Here is a 14530-nt window from a genome sequence, read left to right as displayed (position 1 = left end):
GGAGCTCATATAATTTAAAATGTATCTAAAAGGAGGGAACGAGATGGGAATTGTCACCTATTCTGTTTTTGCTAATGTTCGGGATTTTAAAGAGTTAAAAGCTGATATTTGGTCTGAAGATGCAATACCTGCAGTGATGAAAGTCCATAAAAAAAGGTATGAAATTGGTTTAACCTTAAGGGGATCACACATTCGAGAAATGAGAAAGAAATCGTACTATGTGGAGTTTTATTCACCAAAGAAATTTGGGCAAACCAACGAAATTCATCTCAATGCAGAATACAAAGATCCCTCGTTAGTTCGAAATAAGCTATCGCTGGATTTCTTTTCAGATCTTGGCGTACTATCACCTAAATCACAGTTTGTTCATCTTACCATTAACGGGAAAAATGAAGGCGTGTATTTACAGTTAGAATCGGTAAATGAGTATTTCTTAACAAAGCGTAATTTGCCAAAAGGCTCTATTTTCTATGCTGTAGACGGAGATGCAAACTTCTCGTTAATGAGTGATTTGGATGAGAAGCCAAAAGAATCACTTCAATCAGGGTACGAAACAAAAGTAGCATATGGAGCAGATGAAGAAGCATTAGAATATTTTATTTACAATTTAAATACATGGACAAATCAAGAATTTGAAGATAACATTGAAAAGCACTTAGAAGTAGATCGCTATTTGGCTTGGTTAGTGGGAGTAATTTGCCTTCAAAATTTTGATGGTTTTGTTCATAACTATGCTTTGTACCGAAACAGTGATACGAAGTGCTTTGAACTTCTTCCTTGGGATTATGATGCTACATGGGGACGCGATGTTAATGGAGATGAAATGGAAAGTAACTATGTAAGAATGGAAGGGTTTAATACGTTAACAGCACGTTTATTGGCTATATCAAAATTTAAGAATCAGTATATTAAAAAAATGAATTCTGTGTTAGATCATCAGTTCACCGTTAATTATATGAAACCAAGAGTTGAAGACCTTCATCAATTAATTTTACCTTATGTAGAAAAAGATCCGTATCTACAGCACAAGTTAGCAACCTTTTATCAAGAGCCTGCGTTTATTTGTAATTTTATTAAAGAAAGAGAAGCCTATTTAAGAAAATCCATGAAGTCTTTTTGAATAAATAAGATAATTGAAATTGTTTTGAAAATTCTATTGACATTCTTTGTTATTTTTATTAAAGTATACACAATGAATAATTAACTTAATAAAACTCTTATCCAGAGTGGCGGAGGGACTGGCCCTGCGAAGCCCAGCAACCATCAAATCATACGTTATTCAGTAAGTTTGAACGGTGCTAATTCCTGTGGAATACGATTGTATTTTAACAGATGAGAGAAGTCGTGATTAAGCGAACGCTCTTCCATCTGTGAAGAGTTTTTTTTATTTACTGCAAAGAGGAGAGGACATTATGCATATTGAAACACTACTTGTTCGTTCAGGTGTCAATCGAGACCCTGCTACAGGCTCTATTACTACACCGATTTATCAAGCATCCACGTTTGCACATCCCCGTTTAGGAGAAAGCACAGGATATGACTATGCTCGAACGGCTAATCCAACAAGGACAGCGTTAGAAGAAGCGATTACAGCGTTAGAAGCAGGAGAAGTTGGAGCGGCATTTGCTTCAGGAATGGCAGGAGTTATGGCTGTACTTGCTTTGTTTAAAAACGGTGATCATTTAATCGTCTCTGAAGATTTATATGGTGGTACATACAGAGTTTTAAATGATATTTTTGCTGAGCAAGGTATAGAAGTAACGTATGTGAATACTGCTCATTTAGATCAAGTTAAGGCAGCAGTAAAGCAGAATACGAAAGCATTGTTCATTGAAACACCAACCAACCCAATGATGCACGTAACGGATTTAAAAGGAATTATTGAACTTGCTAAAGAAAGTGATTTGTTAACAATTGTTGATAATACGTTTATGTCACCATACTACCAAAGGCCACTTACTCTCGGAGCTGATATTGTAATTCATAGCGCTAGTAAATACATTGGTGGTCACAATGACGTAGTGGCTGGCTTAGTCGTTACGCGATGTTGCGAGTTAGGTGAAAAAATTCGCTTTTATCAAAATGCAGCTGGTGCAATCTTAGGTCCGCAAGATAGCTGGTTATTGTTACGAGGTATTAAAACGCTTGCTTTACGCATGGAGAAACATAACGAAAATGCACTGAAAATTTCGAATTGGCTGACTAAACATAAGTTAGTTGAGAAAGTTTATTACCCAGGTCTTGAATCACACCCAGGCTATCATGTAATGAAGCAACAAGCAGGAGGCTTTGGGGGGATGATTTCCTTTGCTGTAACGGACCCGAAAATTGTGCCAGTTTTACTTGAGAACATAAAAGTTATTACCTTTGCTGAAAGTCTAGGTGGTGTAGAGAGCTTAATGACGTTTCCAGCACGTCAAACTCATGCAGACATCCCAGAAGAAATTCGAAACCGAGTCGGCGTAACGAATTGTTTATTGCGCTTATCTGTTGGAATCGAACACGCAGATGATTTAATTCAAGACTTAAAGGAGGCATTTGATGCATACAAACAATAAACATTCATTCGGCACAAAGTTAATTCACGCAAAAACAGGTATTGATGGACATTTCGGAGCGGTAAATGTTCCAATTTATCAAGTGTCTACTTTTAATCTCGAAGACGAAACCAACGGTGGGCGTTATGATTATTCACGTTCAGGTAATCCAACACGAGAAGCTTTAGAAAATACGATTGCGCAGCTTGAAAACGGAGCTGCAGGATTTGCATTTTCATCAGGTATGGCCGCTGTATCATCTGTTCTTTGTTTATTTAAAGCAGGAGATGAAATTATCGTTTCAAATGATATTTATGGTGGCACTTATCGTGTGTTAACAAGATTGTTTTCCAAGTTTGGCATTAAAACCACTTTTGTTAACATGGCAAATGTAGACGAAGTAGAGAAAGTCATTTCAGGCCAAACAAAAGCAATTTACATTGAAAGTCCATCAAATCCTTTCCTACAGGTAACGGATATTAAAAGTGTTGCAGCACTAGCTAAACGTTATGGCCTGCTAACAATTGTTGATAATACGTTTATGACACCTTACTTGCAGCAGCCAATTAATTTAGGAGCAAATATTGTGATTCATAGTGCAACAAAGTATATTAGTGGTCATAGTGATGTGATTGGTGGATTAGTTGTTGTAAGTGATGAAAGACTTGCTGACGAAGTGAAGTTTGTTCAAAATGCATTTGGAGCTATTTTGGGGCCACAGGATTGCTTTTTATTTCTACGAGGTATTAAAACATTAAAAGTGAGATTAGATCAACAGCAACAAACAGCTTTAGAGTTAGCTAAATGGCTTGAAAAACAAGATGACATTGAAGCGGTTTATTATCCAGGGCTGAAGACACATCCTGATTATGAATTGATTACTGAACAAGCAAACGGATACGGAGCAATTATTTCATTTAAATTGAAAAGTAATGAACTCGCTCAGCATATATTAAAAAACGTGCGTTTATCTTCAATTGGTGTAAGCCTGGGCGCAGTTGAATCGATCTTAACACACCCAGCGACAATGTCTCACGCTAGCATTCCACAGGAAGTGAGAGAGCAAAAAGGCATCACAGAATCACTTTTACGCTTATCAGTTGGACTTGAAGAGTATGAAGATTTAAGGGAAGACTTTAACAATGCGCTAATTTCTTTTCAAGAAAAAGTCGTAACTAAATAATAATAGAAGAAAAGAGGTTGTTTCTATTTCTGAATAGAAACAACCTCTTTTTTAGCAATTCTTGAGTAGTTTTGTATAGAGATCAATTAAAGCCAGCTGTTCACTATGAATAAGATTACTATTTTGAATACGCTGAACGGCAAGTTCATATTTTACTTCAGGTGATTTTCGAACTCGAGGGTGCGTCATTTCATCTTGTAAATCTTTTTGAATGGCCTGGGTTAGCTTTTCTTTAATAGAAAGATGATCTTGATTGGAAAAAGAACGATTTATCCAAAGCTTTTGATAGGCGCTAAACAATTGTTCATCTGATAGCATGATGTATAAACTCCTTTGGTTAATATACGTATTAGTTTAGCACACATCTTCTAATATCTGTATGTCACTTCCACAGCTGATACAACTGTCAAAGACTGCGTTTGAATCGGAGGAGCAGACCCAAGTGTCTTAGCTGCCACTATGTAGCCACCAGGAGGCTGTTGCGTCCGCTCATTGACTTCCAGCGGAATAGGATTTAGGGGAACACCTAGTGTATCTGCAATAGCTGTTGCTTTTTCTCCAGCGTGCTGAACGGCTTGAGAGAGAGCTTGCTTTTCATAGGGTGTTGGATCTTTCACAAAAAAGCGAATATCTTCTGCTACGTTTCCACCGCTTGCAACAGAGATAGCGTACACTTCACCAGCTTGTTTAATATCTTCAACATGGACTTCAAATAAATGCTGTACCTCGTATCCAACTAATGTCGTTTTGCCATCAGTGTAGTCATATTTCGGATTAATAGTAAACGATGCTGTTTCAATATCACTTTGTTCAATTCCAGCATTTTGAAAGCCATCAATCATTGTATTTGAAACGGTAGTATTTTCTTTTAACGCTTGCTGTACGCTTAAGTTTTCTGTACGAACACCAATAATAATTGAAATTCCATCAGGAACAGCAGTAATTCGGCCTTCTCCTATTACTTTTAACTCACGCTCGTTTTCTTCACGTGATGGTGGGGGCTGGTGATTATATGGAAACATGGATGGATGCATATTATTAACCTCCTTATAGGCTCTTATCTATATACGTATGAAGAAAAAGCTTGGGCTACGTATAGAAAATAAAAAGCTCGCAAATATCTTTTTGCGAGCTTTCCTTTGAAATTATTTCGTTTCTTCTTCTAACGTTTCTTCCATTTCAACAAAAGTCCCTTGGACTCTTTTCGAAGGGTCTTTCGTTAATAAGCTAACAACAATGACTGCTAAAAAGCTTAGTACGAACCCAGGAATCATTTCATAAAGCGCATCGCTTAATCCAGGTACGTTTACCCAAATTAAGACCGTAGCAGCACCAACAATCATACCGGCAAGAGCACCCCAACGAGTCATCTTCTTCCAGTATAGGCTTAGTAAAACTGCAGGGCCAAACGCTGAACCGAATCCGGCCCATGCATAACCTACAAGACCTAAAATTGTATCATTTGGATTTAACGATAGGAGAATACCGATAATCGCAACACCGAGTACAGCTAGACGTCCTACTAGTACAAGTTCTTTGTCTGTCGCTTCACGGCGGAAAAATGCTTTATAAAAGTCTTCCGTAATAGCACTTGATGTTACAAGTAGCTGAGACGAAATTGTACTCATAATTGCAGCAAGAATCGCTGCAAGTAAAAATCCAGTAATAAATGGATGGAACAATACTTGTGCAAATTTAATAAAGATTGTTTCTGGATCTGCCAATGTTGTGGCAGTTTGGTCAACATAAGCAATACCAACTAATCCAGTAAACATTGCGCCAATGATGGAAATAATCATCCATCCCATCCCAATGCGTCGAGCTGGTTTTAACTCTTTAATGGACGAAATAGCCATGAATCGAACAATAATGTGAGGTTGCCCAAAATAACCAAGACCCCAAGCTAAGAATGAGATAATTCCAACAACGGTTGTGCCTCTAAAAAAGTCTAAATAGGCTGGGTTAATGTCACGAACGACATCAATTGTTGTACCAACGCCACCTAGTTCAGTAAACGCTACAATTGGCACAAGAACAAGAGCCACAAACATAATAATACCCTGTACAAAGTCAGTTAAGCTTACCGCTAAGAATCCGCCGAATAGTGTATAAGCAATAACAACACTTGCTGTTACAAATAGACCAATTCGATAGTCTAATCCAAATGCAGACTCGAATAATGTACCACCGGATACCATACCAGCTGAAGTATAAAGAGTGAAGAAGACAAAAATAACGATGGCTGATACTGTTCTAAGAATTTTAGATGTATCATTGAAGCGGTTTTCAAAATAATCTGGGATTGTAATGGAGTCGTTTGCTACTTCTGTATACGTGCGAAGACGTGGAGCAACAATTAAGTAATTTAGATATGCTCCGATTGTTAAACCAACAGCAATCCATAAACTAGATACTCCTGTAGCATACATAGCACCTGGTAAACCCATTAACATCCAACCACTCATGTCAGATGCACCAGCTGATAGGGCTGTTACAGCAGGACCAAGTCCACGACCGCCTAGCATGTAGCCTGAAATGTCATCAGTAGATTTTTTATAAGCATACCAACCGATAGCTAGCATCCCTATAAAATAAATGGCTAGTGAAATAAATAAACTAATATCCACAATATCTCTCCTTTTTCTGTTTCTCTATATGACGTGTGGAAAATCGTGTCATATAAACAGCTTACGGTTTTTTAAGCTAACAAACTTTTCCCAGAGTATCAAGTTGTTAAACATGAAATTTTTGTAATGAAACCCGCTTCATTGCATAAACAAAGCTAAAGAAAGCGCTTACCTAATAAAAATAAAGTAAAACTATTCGGAATATTTAAACATGAAAATAATCTTTGTTTATTGGAATAAATCACCTTATAAATTAATGCTTTCTATTATTTAATATGGAGTCTTTTAATTGAAAATATGTACGCGTTCTAAAACAAAAAAAGGCCGTTTGAGAACGACCTTTTTCAATTTAACGATTGTTTGGAAATACTCGGCGCACTACTTCATTAAATTCATCAATAATTCCTGTAATTGGGCGTCCATCTTCCAACTTATTTACATAACCATTCATGCGATCAACAAAATCTGGGTTTGTTGAAACATATACTTCTTGCACATTGTTGTTTGCTTTCTTAACTTCATCAGCAATTTTTGCTTCCATTTCTTTTGTAAGTTTGCCTTCTTTTTTATCTTCTAAAATTGCTGCAACATATGCATTACGATTCATCACAATAACGTTTGCATTTTTCACTTCGCTTAACGCATTTACGCGATCAGCTGCACCGTTTGCTACTTCCATGCGTGATTCAGCATATTGATCACGCTTCTTCTCTTGCGTTACGTCATTCATGTTGTTATCCATTTCGTTTTCATATGAAACGTTGCGAACCGTATCATCATTAATAAGACCATCTTTTCCTTGGTCTGTAGTGTTACATCCAAATAATGATAGGGTTGTGGCAAAGCTAGCTGCTACAAAAAGTGATTTTTTTATCATGTTCCATTCCTCCTTGTAAAAATAACTTTCGTTGGTTAGGCTTTGTTAAAAGAAGTAAAAACATACATAGAAATTTAGAATAGGTTTATACTAAGACAAAAAGGAGTGGTACGAATGAATCATGGAATTGAAGAAAGCTTGCTAATTATAAGAAGCGAAACAGGAGATAATCATAAGAAAACAACATTTGCTTTAACAGAAACAGAAGCACGATTGTTATTCGAAACGCTACAAAATCAACGTAAAGAAGTTATTGATGAAAATTTAGATAATATGCTTACATAATAGATAGATGACAGCCGAACCTGTTGCTTCGGCTTTTCATTCTTTACTGGAGCGCTTATAGAAAGAATGTAAAAAACTACCGTTAGCGCTTGCATTTTAAAGGAACTTATTGTAGAATGAAAACGTAAACATTTTTAATTTTTAAATAAAAGTTTAAGTGCTCTCACTCATTTTAGAATGAGAGGATTTATTACGAACTAGATGGTTGATACACAATTCACGTGTTATAAAGGAAGTCTACTTCGTAGTAGAAAGTCTTTATAATATGTGAATTTTTTATTTACGGTGTAAATATAGAGTAACATATTAAAATTTTTACATTTTTTTGGAGGTTTTTATGGCTACTAAAGGTACAGTAAAATGGTTTAATAGTGAAAAAGGATTTGGATTCATCGAAGTTCCAGGCGAAAATGACGTATTCGTTCATTTCTCAGCTATCCAAACAGACGGATTTAAAACATTAGAAGAAGGCCAAAGCGTAGAGTTTGAAATCGTTGAAGGTCAACGTGGTCCTCAAGCTGAAAACGTTGTAAAACTTTAATTTTAATTGTTAAAAGCTACCTTATTTCAGGTAGCTTTTTCTATTTTACAAAAATGTATTGACAGCTTCCCGATAAACAAGTACCTTATTTAAGCATGTGTATTTTAGGAGGTAAAAAATGAGTCAAGTTAAAGCACAAGAAGTAAAGATTACAACTGCTGATCCATCAGCTATTGGATTATTCGGTTTAGCAATGGTGACGCTAGTAGCATCATCACAAAAGTTAGGCTTAACAGATGGACTAGCTTTTATTTTGCCGTGGGCTATTTTTTTAGGTGGTCTTGCGCAACTTTTCGCAGCTGTTCAAGACGGCAAGCATAACAATACGTTTGGTATGACTGCATTTGGGGCTTTCGGATTATTTTGGTTCGGTGTAGCTGCTTCATGGTTAATGCAGCTAGGTGTTTTTGGGGAAGAACTCGCAGTAGTTGATGGGCGACAATTAGGTATGGCTTTTATCGGTTATTTAATTTTTAGCTTGTTTATGACAGTGGGGGCAATGGAAACGAATAAAGTTCTTTTCATTATTTTTGTTCTTATTGATTTCTTATTTATTGGATTATCATTGAGCTCATTTAATGTTATGTACCATTTCACACACTTATTAGCTGCTTTTTCAGAGCTTTTAATTGCAATTATGTCATTCTACGGGTCAGCTGCAGCGGTATTAAATACGCATTTTGGAAGAGAAGTGCTTCCAATTGGAAAACCGTTTGGGATTTTTAAAAAATGATTAAAAAGAGGAACTGTTATAACAGTTCCTCTTTTTGTTTAGACTACAACGCTCAATACAATCGGAAGAGTAATAAGACTCAAACAGGTGCTAATAAGCGTAGATGATGAAACAAACTCAGTGTCAGTGTTATACTCGAGCGCATACATTGTGGTATTAGCTGCCGTTGGCATGGCAGCCATAATAATGAGTATTTGCTTTGTCATTTGATCGATGGGTAAAAATTGAACAATGATAAAAGCAAGGATTGGTGAGACTAATAGTTTCAATGATAATGAAAAAGACAGCTTTCGAAACGCAATGTTTTTTAATTTGATATTAGCAAGCTGCATTCCTAGAACAATCATAACTGTTGGAATTGTCGCGCTTGCTACTAAGCTAACCGCTTCTTCAACGGGTGGACTTAACGTAATATGTAAAAGTTGAAAAGTCAGCCCTAAGATGGCTCCGTATACAATCGGCATCGTTACAACAGCACGCAAAGCAGATTTGATTCCATTAGCTTCGGGGCTTCCTTTTGCAGCATAATACACACCAACGGTACACATAATGAGCTGTTGAAGAACCATTAGTACAATTGCTATATCTAATCCCATTGCTCCGAATACTAATAAGACTACAGGAGTACCGTAGTTACCATTATTCATAAATGCAGAAGCGAGAATCATGCCACATGTCTCCGTTGTTGAATAGCTTCGAATAAACCCAATTAGTCTGACAACTGCAATGATTGACAAACAAAGGATGAGTAAAAAGACGCCTAGATACAAATATGTAACGGATAGTTGATTCGTATAAAATGTTTGAAAGACAAGAATCGGAGACATTAAATACAAAGACATTTTGGAGATATTTTTTGTATCAAAACCAATGGTCTTTTGGCCGATAAATCCAAGAATAAAAATCCCAAAAATAGGAAGTAGTACTTGTAAAAATTCCATGAAATTCTCCTTTCTATAAGAGGTAATCTAAGTATAAAGTGAGAAATTTTTGCAATCATGCTCTTAGAATCATATGTTAAAGAAAAGTAAAGTGATAGTATAATATACTTATTATACAAGAAAATATAAAAAGAAGGGGGAAGAACCGTGCGGAATTTCCACTGTTGTGCAACCTGTCAGCACTTTAAAAGTATCAAACTTGAAAGTGGGATGAGCTACTTTTGTTCCAGACTGGGGTACGAAACGAAGCCTGCGTATCAGTTTAACTGCTGGAAGCCTACAGAGATAGTAAAAAAGCTAATGGAACATGAAGGAAAAAAGAAATAAAAAGAGGCTGGAACATACCAAAACCTTTTCTTACTTTTTTATATTGTCAGAATACGTTAGGGCTATTCCGCTACGCTCCACTTCACCATGTTTTCAAAATTATTTTCATAATCAAAATAACCTGAACGATTAAAAGTGAGAAACTCTCAATCGTTCAGGTTTATCATTGGCTGAAATACTTATGTCCGAGCTTCTTTCTCCTTACTCTTCTGTACTTTCAGCTTCTAGGTGCTTGCTACAAAATGTTTGAACTTCATCGGCTTCATCATCTTCTAGCTCAAAATCTAACACCTTATTAGTAGAAATTTCATAAAAATAAGGTTGAGAAATAGAAGATTCGCCATCTTTAATAATATAAAGTGTTCGAAGGCCTAAGTCACTGCCTGTATATAACTCATCCTCTTCATCTACATCGATATAAAGATGAAATTCATAGCGTTCACCTGATAACATTCCAAATGGATCTTGCAATTTTTCTACTGTGTATTCACGAATTGAAAACATATGTTTTATCCTTTCTGTTTGAAACAAAAATTGCTCCTGGCTTAATAATATGTAAGAGAAAAGCAACTAAAGAGCTTCTTTATTATAGCCTAAATAATAAAAGAGAACAAAGGATGATTGTTTACTTAAGGATTTACAAGTTTTAATAAATGAACTGTTCGATTTAAAATGAGAGCTTCTGTTTGCTTTCGGTAATCCTTGTAGTGGGAACTTGATAAATGTTCATCTAAAGCATGTTTATCCCGCCATTGTTCGTAGAAAACAAAAATGGAAGGGACTTCGATGGAGCGATGCAAATCATATTGAATACATCCACTTTCACTCTTTGACGGTGCCAATACGCTTAGCAAGGCATCTTATAGTTTTTCCTCAGAACCTGGCTTTGCCTCGAGGAGGACGGTTACTATTATAACGGACATAAAAATCTCCTTTGGCTAATGAAATTTTATTATTATTCTTTCGAAATAAATGGAGGAATATACATTTTGGTATATTGTACATGGACATATGGATGAAGGTGCGATAAACTGAAACAAAAGGAGTGCACGGAAGTATGAACAAGGAAAGCTATAAATTAGATGATTCGCTAGGATATCGATTGTTTCACGCCTCACGCTTAATGATGAACCGTTTAAATCATCATTTTAAAAATAATGATTATCCTCTTACATACGAACAGTGGCAGATTATGAGTAGGTTATATGAAAAAGATGGCCAAACTCAAAATCAGCTAGCCATTCAAAATGAACGCGATCAAGCAAGCGTATCACGTTTAATTGATAATATGATTAAGCGTGAGTTAGTAAAGAGAGTTCCACATATAACGGATCGTCGAATTAACTTAATTTATTTGACAGAATATGGAAAAAGTATTCAGGTAGAATTAGAAAAACTGGCACAGCAAACAATTAGCGATGCATCAGAAGGTTTAACAGAAGAAGAGTTAGCAATCTGTTTGTCAACACTAAATAAAATCCGCTATAATTTAAGATAACAGGTAATCTCCGTTTGTCAGGTAAGTACAAATGGAGGCTATTTTTGAACAAAAACTTGTTTAAACAAGTTTTTATGTGGAAATGAAGAAAAAAATAGGGGAATCCTATTGACATATGATAATGATTTTCATTATCATATAGTGAGTGGTAAGATAACAAGACAAGTGATGGAGACATCATTTTATTTTTTATCAATCATTGATAATGATTATCGTTATTGTTGTTTTAAATTATACATAGTAAGGAAGAATAGCAGCGTGAAAATTAGGTATCTTATTATTCTACTATTTTTATTATCGCTTATTTCGTTATTTATCGGCGTATCACCAGTAAACATTCACGGAATTTTATCCTTTGATCAAGAGCAAATTCAAGTGCTATTAATTAGTCGTTTTCCACGATTAATTAGCATCATTATTGCTGGAGTAAGCTTAAGTATATGCGGGTTGATTATGCAGCAGCTTACAAGAAATAAATTTGTTTCTCCAACGACTGCTGGAACCATGGATTCTGCACGCTTAGGTGTTTTAGTAGCGCTGATGTTATTCACATCGGCTAGTCCAATTCAAAAAATGTTGGTTGCATTTGTTTTCGCTTTAGTTGGAACTTTCATTTTTATGAAGATTTTAGATTCTATTAAAGTAAAAGACCGAATCTTTATTCCTCTTGTGGGTTTAATGTTTGGGAATGTTATCGGTTCAATTACCACCTTTTTTGCGTATAAAAATGATTTAATTCAAAGCATTGGTTCTTGGCTACAAGGTGATTTCTCTACCATTATTTCAGGGCAATATGAGTTGATCTACTTAAGTGTCCCACTGATGGTTATTGCCTACTTGTACGCAAATAAATTTACGATTGCAGGAATGGGAGAAGACTTTGCTACAAATTTGGGCTTACCATTTAAGCAAATTGTGAACATTGGGTTAGTCATTGTAGCGCTTGTGTCATCCATTGTATTGTTAACGGTTGGAATGATTCCTTTTTTAGGACTAATCATTCCGAATATTGTCTCAATGTATGCTGGAGATCATTTGAAAAACAGTCTTCCGCAAACAGCTTTGCTTGGAGCAGTTTTTGTGTTAATTTGTGATATTTTAGGGCGAGTTATCATTTATCCATACGAAATTTCAATTGGTATGATGGTAGGCGTCATTGGCAGTGGCATATTCTTGTACATGTTGATTAGGAGAAAGGCTTATGAGTAATCGATTGAAATTAATAGTTTTAGCAATCTTGACAGTTGGCGTAACTTTATTATTTTTATTTTATCAATCAAATGGTAATTGGGACTATATTCTGCCAAGGCGTTTAGGAAAATTAGCAGCAATTCTTCTAACAGGGTTTTCAATTGCGGTTTCGACCGTCGTGTTTCAAACAATCACGAACAATCGGATTTTAACACCGAGTATTATCGGCTTAGATTCTTTATATATGCTTATTCAAACCCTTCTTATTTTCTTGTTTGGCTCAATGAATATCTTAACGATGAATAAAAATATAAACTTTATGCTTTCAATTGTAGCAATGGTGTTGTTTGCTATGCTTCTCTATAAAATGTTGTTTAAGAAAGAAGGAAAAAGTAATATCTATTTTTTACTGTTAGTGGGATTAATTTTTGGGACGTTTTTCCAAAGTATTTCTTCCTTCATGCAAGTATTAATTGATCCGAATGAATTTTTAATTGTACAAGATCGAATGTTTGCAAGCTTTAATAATGTGCAAACTGAACTACTTTTTCTATCCTTCTTACTAATTATCATACTAAGCGTATATGGATTTCGGTATGTTAAGTATTTAGACGTTTTATCACTGGGAAGAGAAGAAGCGATTAACCTTGGAATTGACTATGATGCAGTGACAAAGAAGCTTCTGGTATTAATTTCCATCTTTATTTCTATCGCAACAGCATTGGTTGGACCCATTACGTTTTTAGGCTTACTAGTTGTTAACGTAGCGCATGAAGTGTTTAAAACATATCGTCACACGTATCTACTAGGTGGTTCTATTATCATTAGTATTTTCTCTTTAGTAGGGGGCTTACTAGTAGTTGAACGTGTCTTCACATTTTCAACGACGCTCAGCGTCATTATTAACTTTATTGGGGGCGCATATTTTCTTTATCTTTTATTAAAGGGGAGTAGAACATGATTGCTGTTAATGGCGTAACAAAAAGGTATGGAAACAAAAAAGTAATAGATGATGTATCTGTCCAAATTCATAAGGGGAAAATTACATCATTCATCGGACCGAATGGAGCAGGGAAAAGTACGCTCCTATCTATGATTAGTCGCATCTTAAAAAGAGATGAAGGCGAAATTTTACTAGAAGGTCACGATGTAATGAATTCCAAAAGCAATGAGTTAGCAAAGAAAATTTCAATCTTGAAACAAACAAATCACTTAACAATGCGGCTTACAATTCGAGAGCTCGTATCATTTGGTAGATTCCCATATTCACAGGGAAAGCTGAAAAAAGAAGATATAGCGTATATAGACGAAGCGATTGCATATATGGAGCTTGAAGAAATGCAGCATAAGTACATTGATGAACTAAGTGGTGGACAGCGTCAACGAGCATACATTGCAATGGTTTTAGCTCAAAATACGGATTATATCTTGCTTGATGAACCTTTAAATAACTTAGATATGAAGCACTCTGTTCAAATCATGAAGGTTTTAAGAAGACTTGTGGATGAGTTAGGCAAAACGATTATTATCGTTATTCACGACATTAACTTTGCCTCATGCTATTCAGATTACATTGTTGCTTTAAAGAATGGACAACTTATTAAGCATGGAGCAACTGCTGAAATTATTAAAGAAGATGTGCTCTTAGACGTCTATGATATGCATATTCCTATTCAAACCATTAATGGAAACAAGATAGGCGTTTACTTTTCAGCTTAAAGGTAAGGTGATTATTGCTTTAATTAAGAGGTTATTTAGCACTGGGCCCTTTACATGAAGTGCAAAAATAG

General features: G+C 35.6%; 17 protein-coding genes and 1 riboswitch. Of the genes, 10 read left to right on the top strand and 7 right to left on the bottom strand.

The genetic code is table 11. The annotated features are described in order from the left end of the window. Positions 1-43 precede the first annotated feature (43 nt). From V2145_RS12450 to V2145_RS12440, 3 genes are all read left to right on the top strand, one after another. Positions 44-1120: a CotH kinase family protein gene (locus tag V2145_RS12450; RefSeq protein ID WP_094909584.1), complete on the top strand. Its 1077-nt coding sequence runs from the start codon at positions 44-46 to the stop codon at positions 1118-1120. Between the two features lie 94 nt (positions 1121-1214). Next, positions 1215-1339, top strand: a riboswitch (SAM riboswitch). A gap of 73 nt (positions 1340-1412) precedes the next feature. After that, the gene (locus V2145_RS12445) at positions 1413-2558 is read left to right on the top strand and encodes a trans-sulfuration enzyme family protein (protein WP_311858621.1); all 1146 of its coding nucleotides are present in this window, start codon (positions 1413-1415) and stop codon (positions 2556-2558) included. Next, positions 2542-3720, top strand: coding sequence for a trans-sulfuration enzyme family protein (locus tag V2145_RS12440; protein WP_311858619.1), 1179 nt, complete (start codon positions 2542-2544; stop codon positions 3718-3720). The genes V2145_RS12445 and V2145_RS12440 overlap by 17 nt, the downstream gene beginning before the upstream one ends. A 51-nt stretch (positions 3721-3771) precedes the next feature. On the opposite strand, the gene V2145_RS12435 is transcribed toward V2145_RS12440, so the two are convergent. The 4 genes from V2145_RS12435 to V2145_RS12420 form a co-directional block, all read right to left on the bottom strand. Then, positions 3772-4038, bottom strand: a complete 267-nt coding sequence (locus tag V2145_RS12435; protein WP_094909587.1) for a hypothetical protein — start codon at positions 4036-4038, stop codon at positions 3772-3774. 50 nt (positions 4039-4088) lie between these two features. Next, positions 4089-4754, bottom strand: a complete 666-nt coding sequence (locus V2145_RS12430; RefSeq protein ID WP_311858617.1) for an SIMPL domain-containing protein — start codon at positions 4752-4754, stop codon at positions 4089-4091. Positions 4755-4865: 111 nt separating this feature from the next. After that, positions 4866-6347 (bottom strand): sodium/proline symporter PutP, encoded by a 1482-nt coding sequence (putP, locus tag V2145_RS12425; RefSeq protein WP_311858615.1) that lies wholly within the window; start codon positions 6345-6347, stop codon positions 4866-4868. Positions 6348-6696: 349 nt separating this feature from the next. Next, the gene (locus V2145_RS12420; protein WP_311858614.1) at positions 6697-7224 is read right to left on the bottom strand and encodes a YhcN/YlaJ family sporulation lipoprotein; all 528 of its coding nucleotides are present in this window, start codon (positions 7222-7224) and stop codon (positions 6697-6699) included. Between the two features lie 114 nt (positions 7225-7338). On the opposite strand from V2145_RS12420, the gene V2145_RS12415 reads away from it, so the two are divergent. The 3 genes from V2145_RS12415 to V2145_RS12405 all read left to right on the top strand — a co-directional run bounded on the left by V2145_RS12415 (position 7339) and on the right by V2145_RS12405 (position 8783). Next, on the top strand, positions 7339-7509 hold the full coding sequence (locus V2145_RS12415) for a hypothetical protein (RefSeq protein WP_311858612.1): 171 nt from the start codon (positions 7339-7341) through the stop codon (positions 7507-7509). Between the two features lie 337 nt (positions 7510-7846). Next, a complete protein-coding gene (locus V2145_RS12410) occupies positions 7847-8050 on the top strand; it encodes a cold-shock protein (protein WP_025907130.1) in 204 nt (67 codons plus the stop codon). Positions 8051-8168: 118 nt separating this feature from the next. Continuing rightward, positions 8169-8783 carry an acetate uptake transporter gene (locus V2145_RS12405; RefSeq protein WP_311858608.1) on the top strand — a complete coding sequence of 205 codons (615 nt, stop codon included), beginning with the start codon at positions 8169-8171 and terminating at the stop codon, positions 8781-8783. A 38-nt stretch (positions 8784-8821) separates the two neighbouring features. On the opposite strand, the gene V2145_RS12400 is transcribed toward V2145_RS12405, so the two are convergent. From V2145_RS12400 to V2145_RS12385, 3 genes are all read right to left on the bottom strand, one after another. Further along, positions 8822-9724, bottom strand: a complete 903-nt coding sequence (locus tag V2145_RS12400) for an AEC family transporter (RefSeq protein ID WP_311858606.1) — start codon at positions 9722-9724, stop codon at positions 8822-8824. A gap of 528 nt (positions 9725-10252) precedes the next feature. Continuing rightward, on the bottom strand, positions 10253-10555 hold the full coding sequence (locus V2145_RS12390; protein ID WP_094909594.1) for a DUF6509 family protein: 303 nt from the start codon (positions 10553-10555) through the stop codon (positions 10253-10255). Between the two features lie 125 nt (positions 10556-10680). Continuing rightward, the gene (locus V2145_RS12385; RefSeq protein WP_311858602.1) at positions 10681-10905 is read right to left on the bottom strand and encodes a putative quinol monooxygenase; all 225 of its coding nucleotides are present in this window, start codon (positions 10903-10905) and stop codon (positions 10681-10683) included. A gap of 203 nt (positions 10906-11108) precedes the next feature. Here V2145_RS12385 and V2145_RS12380 point away from each other — a divergent pair, with 203 nt between their 5' ends. The 4 genes from V2145_RS12380 to V2145_RS12365 all read left to right on the top strand — a co-directional run bounded on the left by V2145_RS12380 (position 11109) and on the right by V2145_RS12365 (position 14459). Further along, a complete protein-coding gene (locus tag V2145_RS12380; RefSeq protein ID WP_094909596.1) occupies positions 11109-11549 on the top strand; it encodes a MarR family winged helix-turn-helix transcriptional regulator in 441 nt (146 codons plus the stop codon). A gap of 258 nt (positions 11550-11807) precedes the next feature. Beyond that, positions 11808-12758, top strand: a complete 951-nt coding sequence (locus V2145_RS12375) for an ABC transporter permease (protein WP_311858600.1) — start codon at positions 11808-11810, stop codon at positions 12756-12758. Next, the gene (locus V2145_RS12370; RefSeq protein ID WP_311858599.1) at positions 12751-13701 is read left to right on the top strand and encodes an iron chelate uptake ABC transporter family permease subunit; all 951 of its coding nucleotides are present in this window, start codon (positions 12751-12753) and stop codon (positions 13699-13701) included. The genes V2145_RS12375 and V2145_RS12370 overlap by 8 nt, the downstream gene beginning before the upstream one ends. Continuing rightward, entirely contained in the window at positions 13698-14459 is a 762-nt protein-coding gene (locus tag V2145_RS12365) for an iron ABC transporter ATP-binding protein (protein WP_311858597.1), read from the top strand. The genes V2145_RS12370 and V2145_RS12365 overlap by 4 nt, the downstream gene beginning before the upstream one ends. The last annotated feature ends 71 nt before the right edge of the window (positions 14460-14530 follow it).

This window comes from Priestia sp. GS2, assembly GCF_036409025.1.
Classification (GTDB): Bacteria; Bacillota; Bacilli; order Bacillales; family Bacillaceae_H; genus Priestia; species Priestia aryabhattai_A.
Note: the sequence above shows the minus strand (reverse complement) of the source record. Positions and strands in the feature narration are given on the sequence as shown.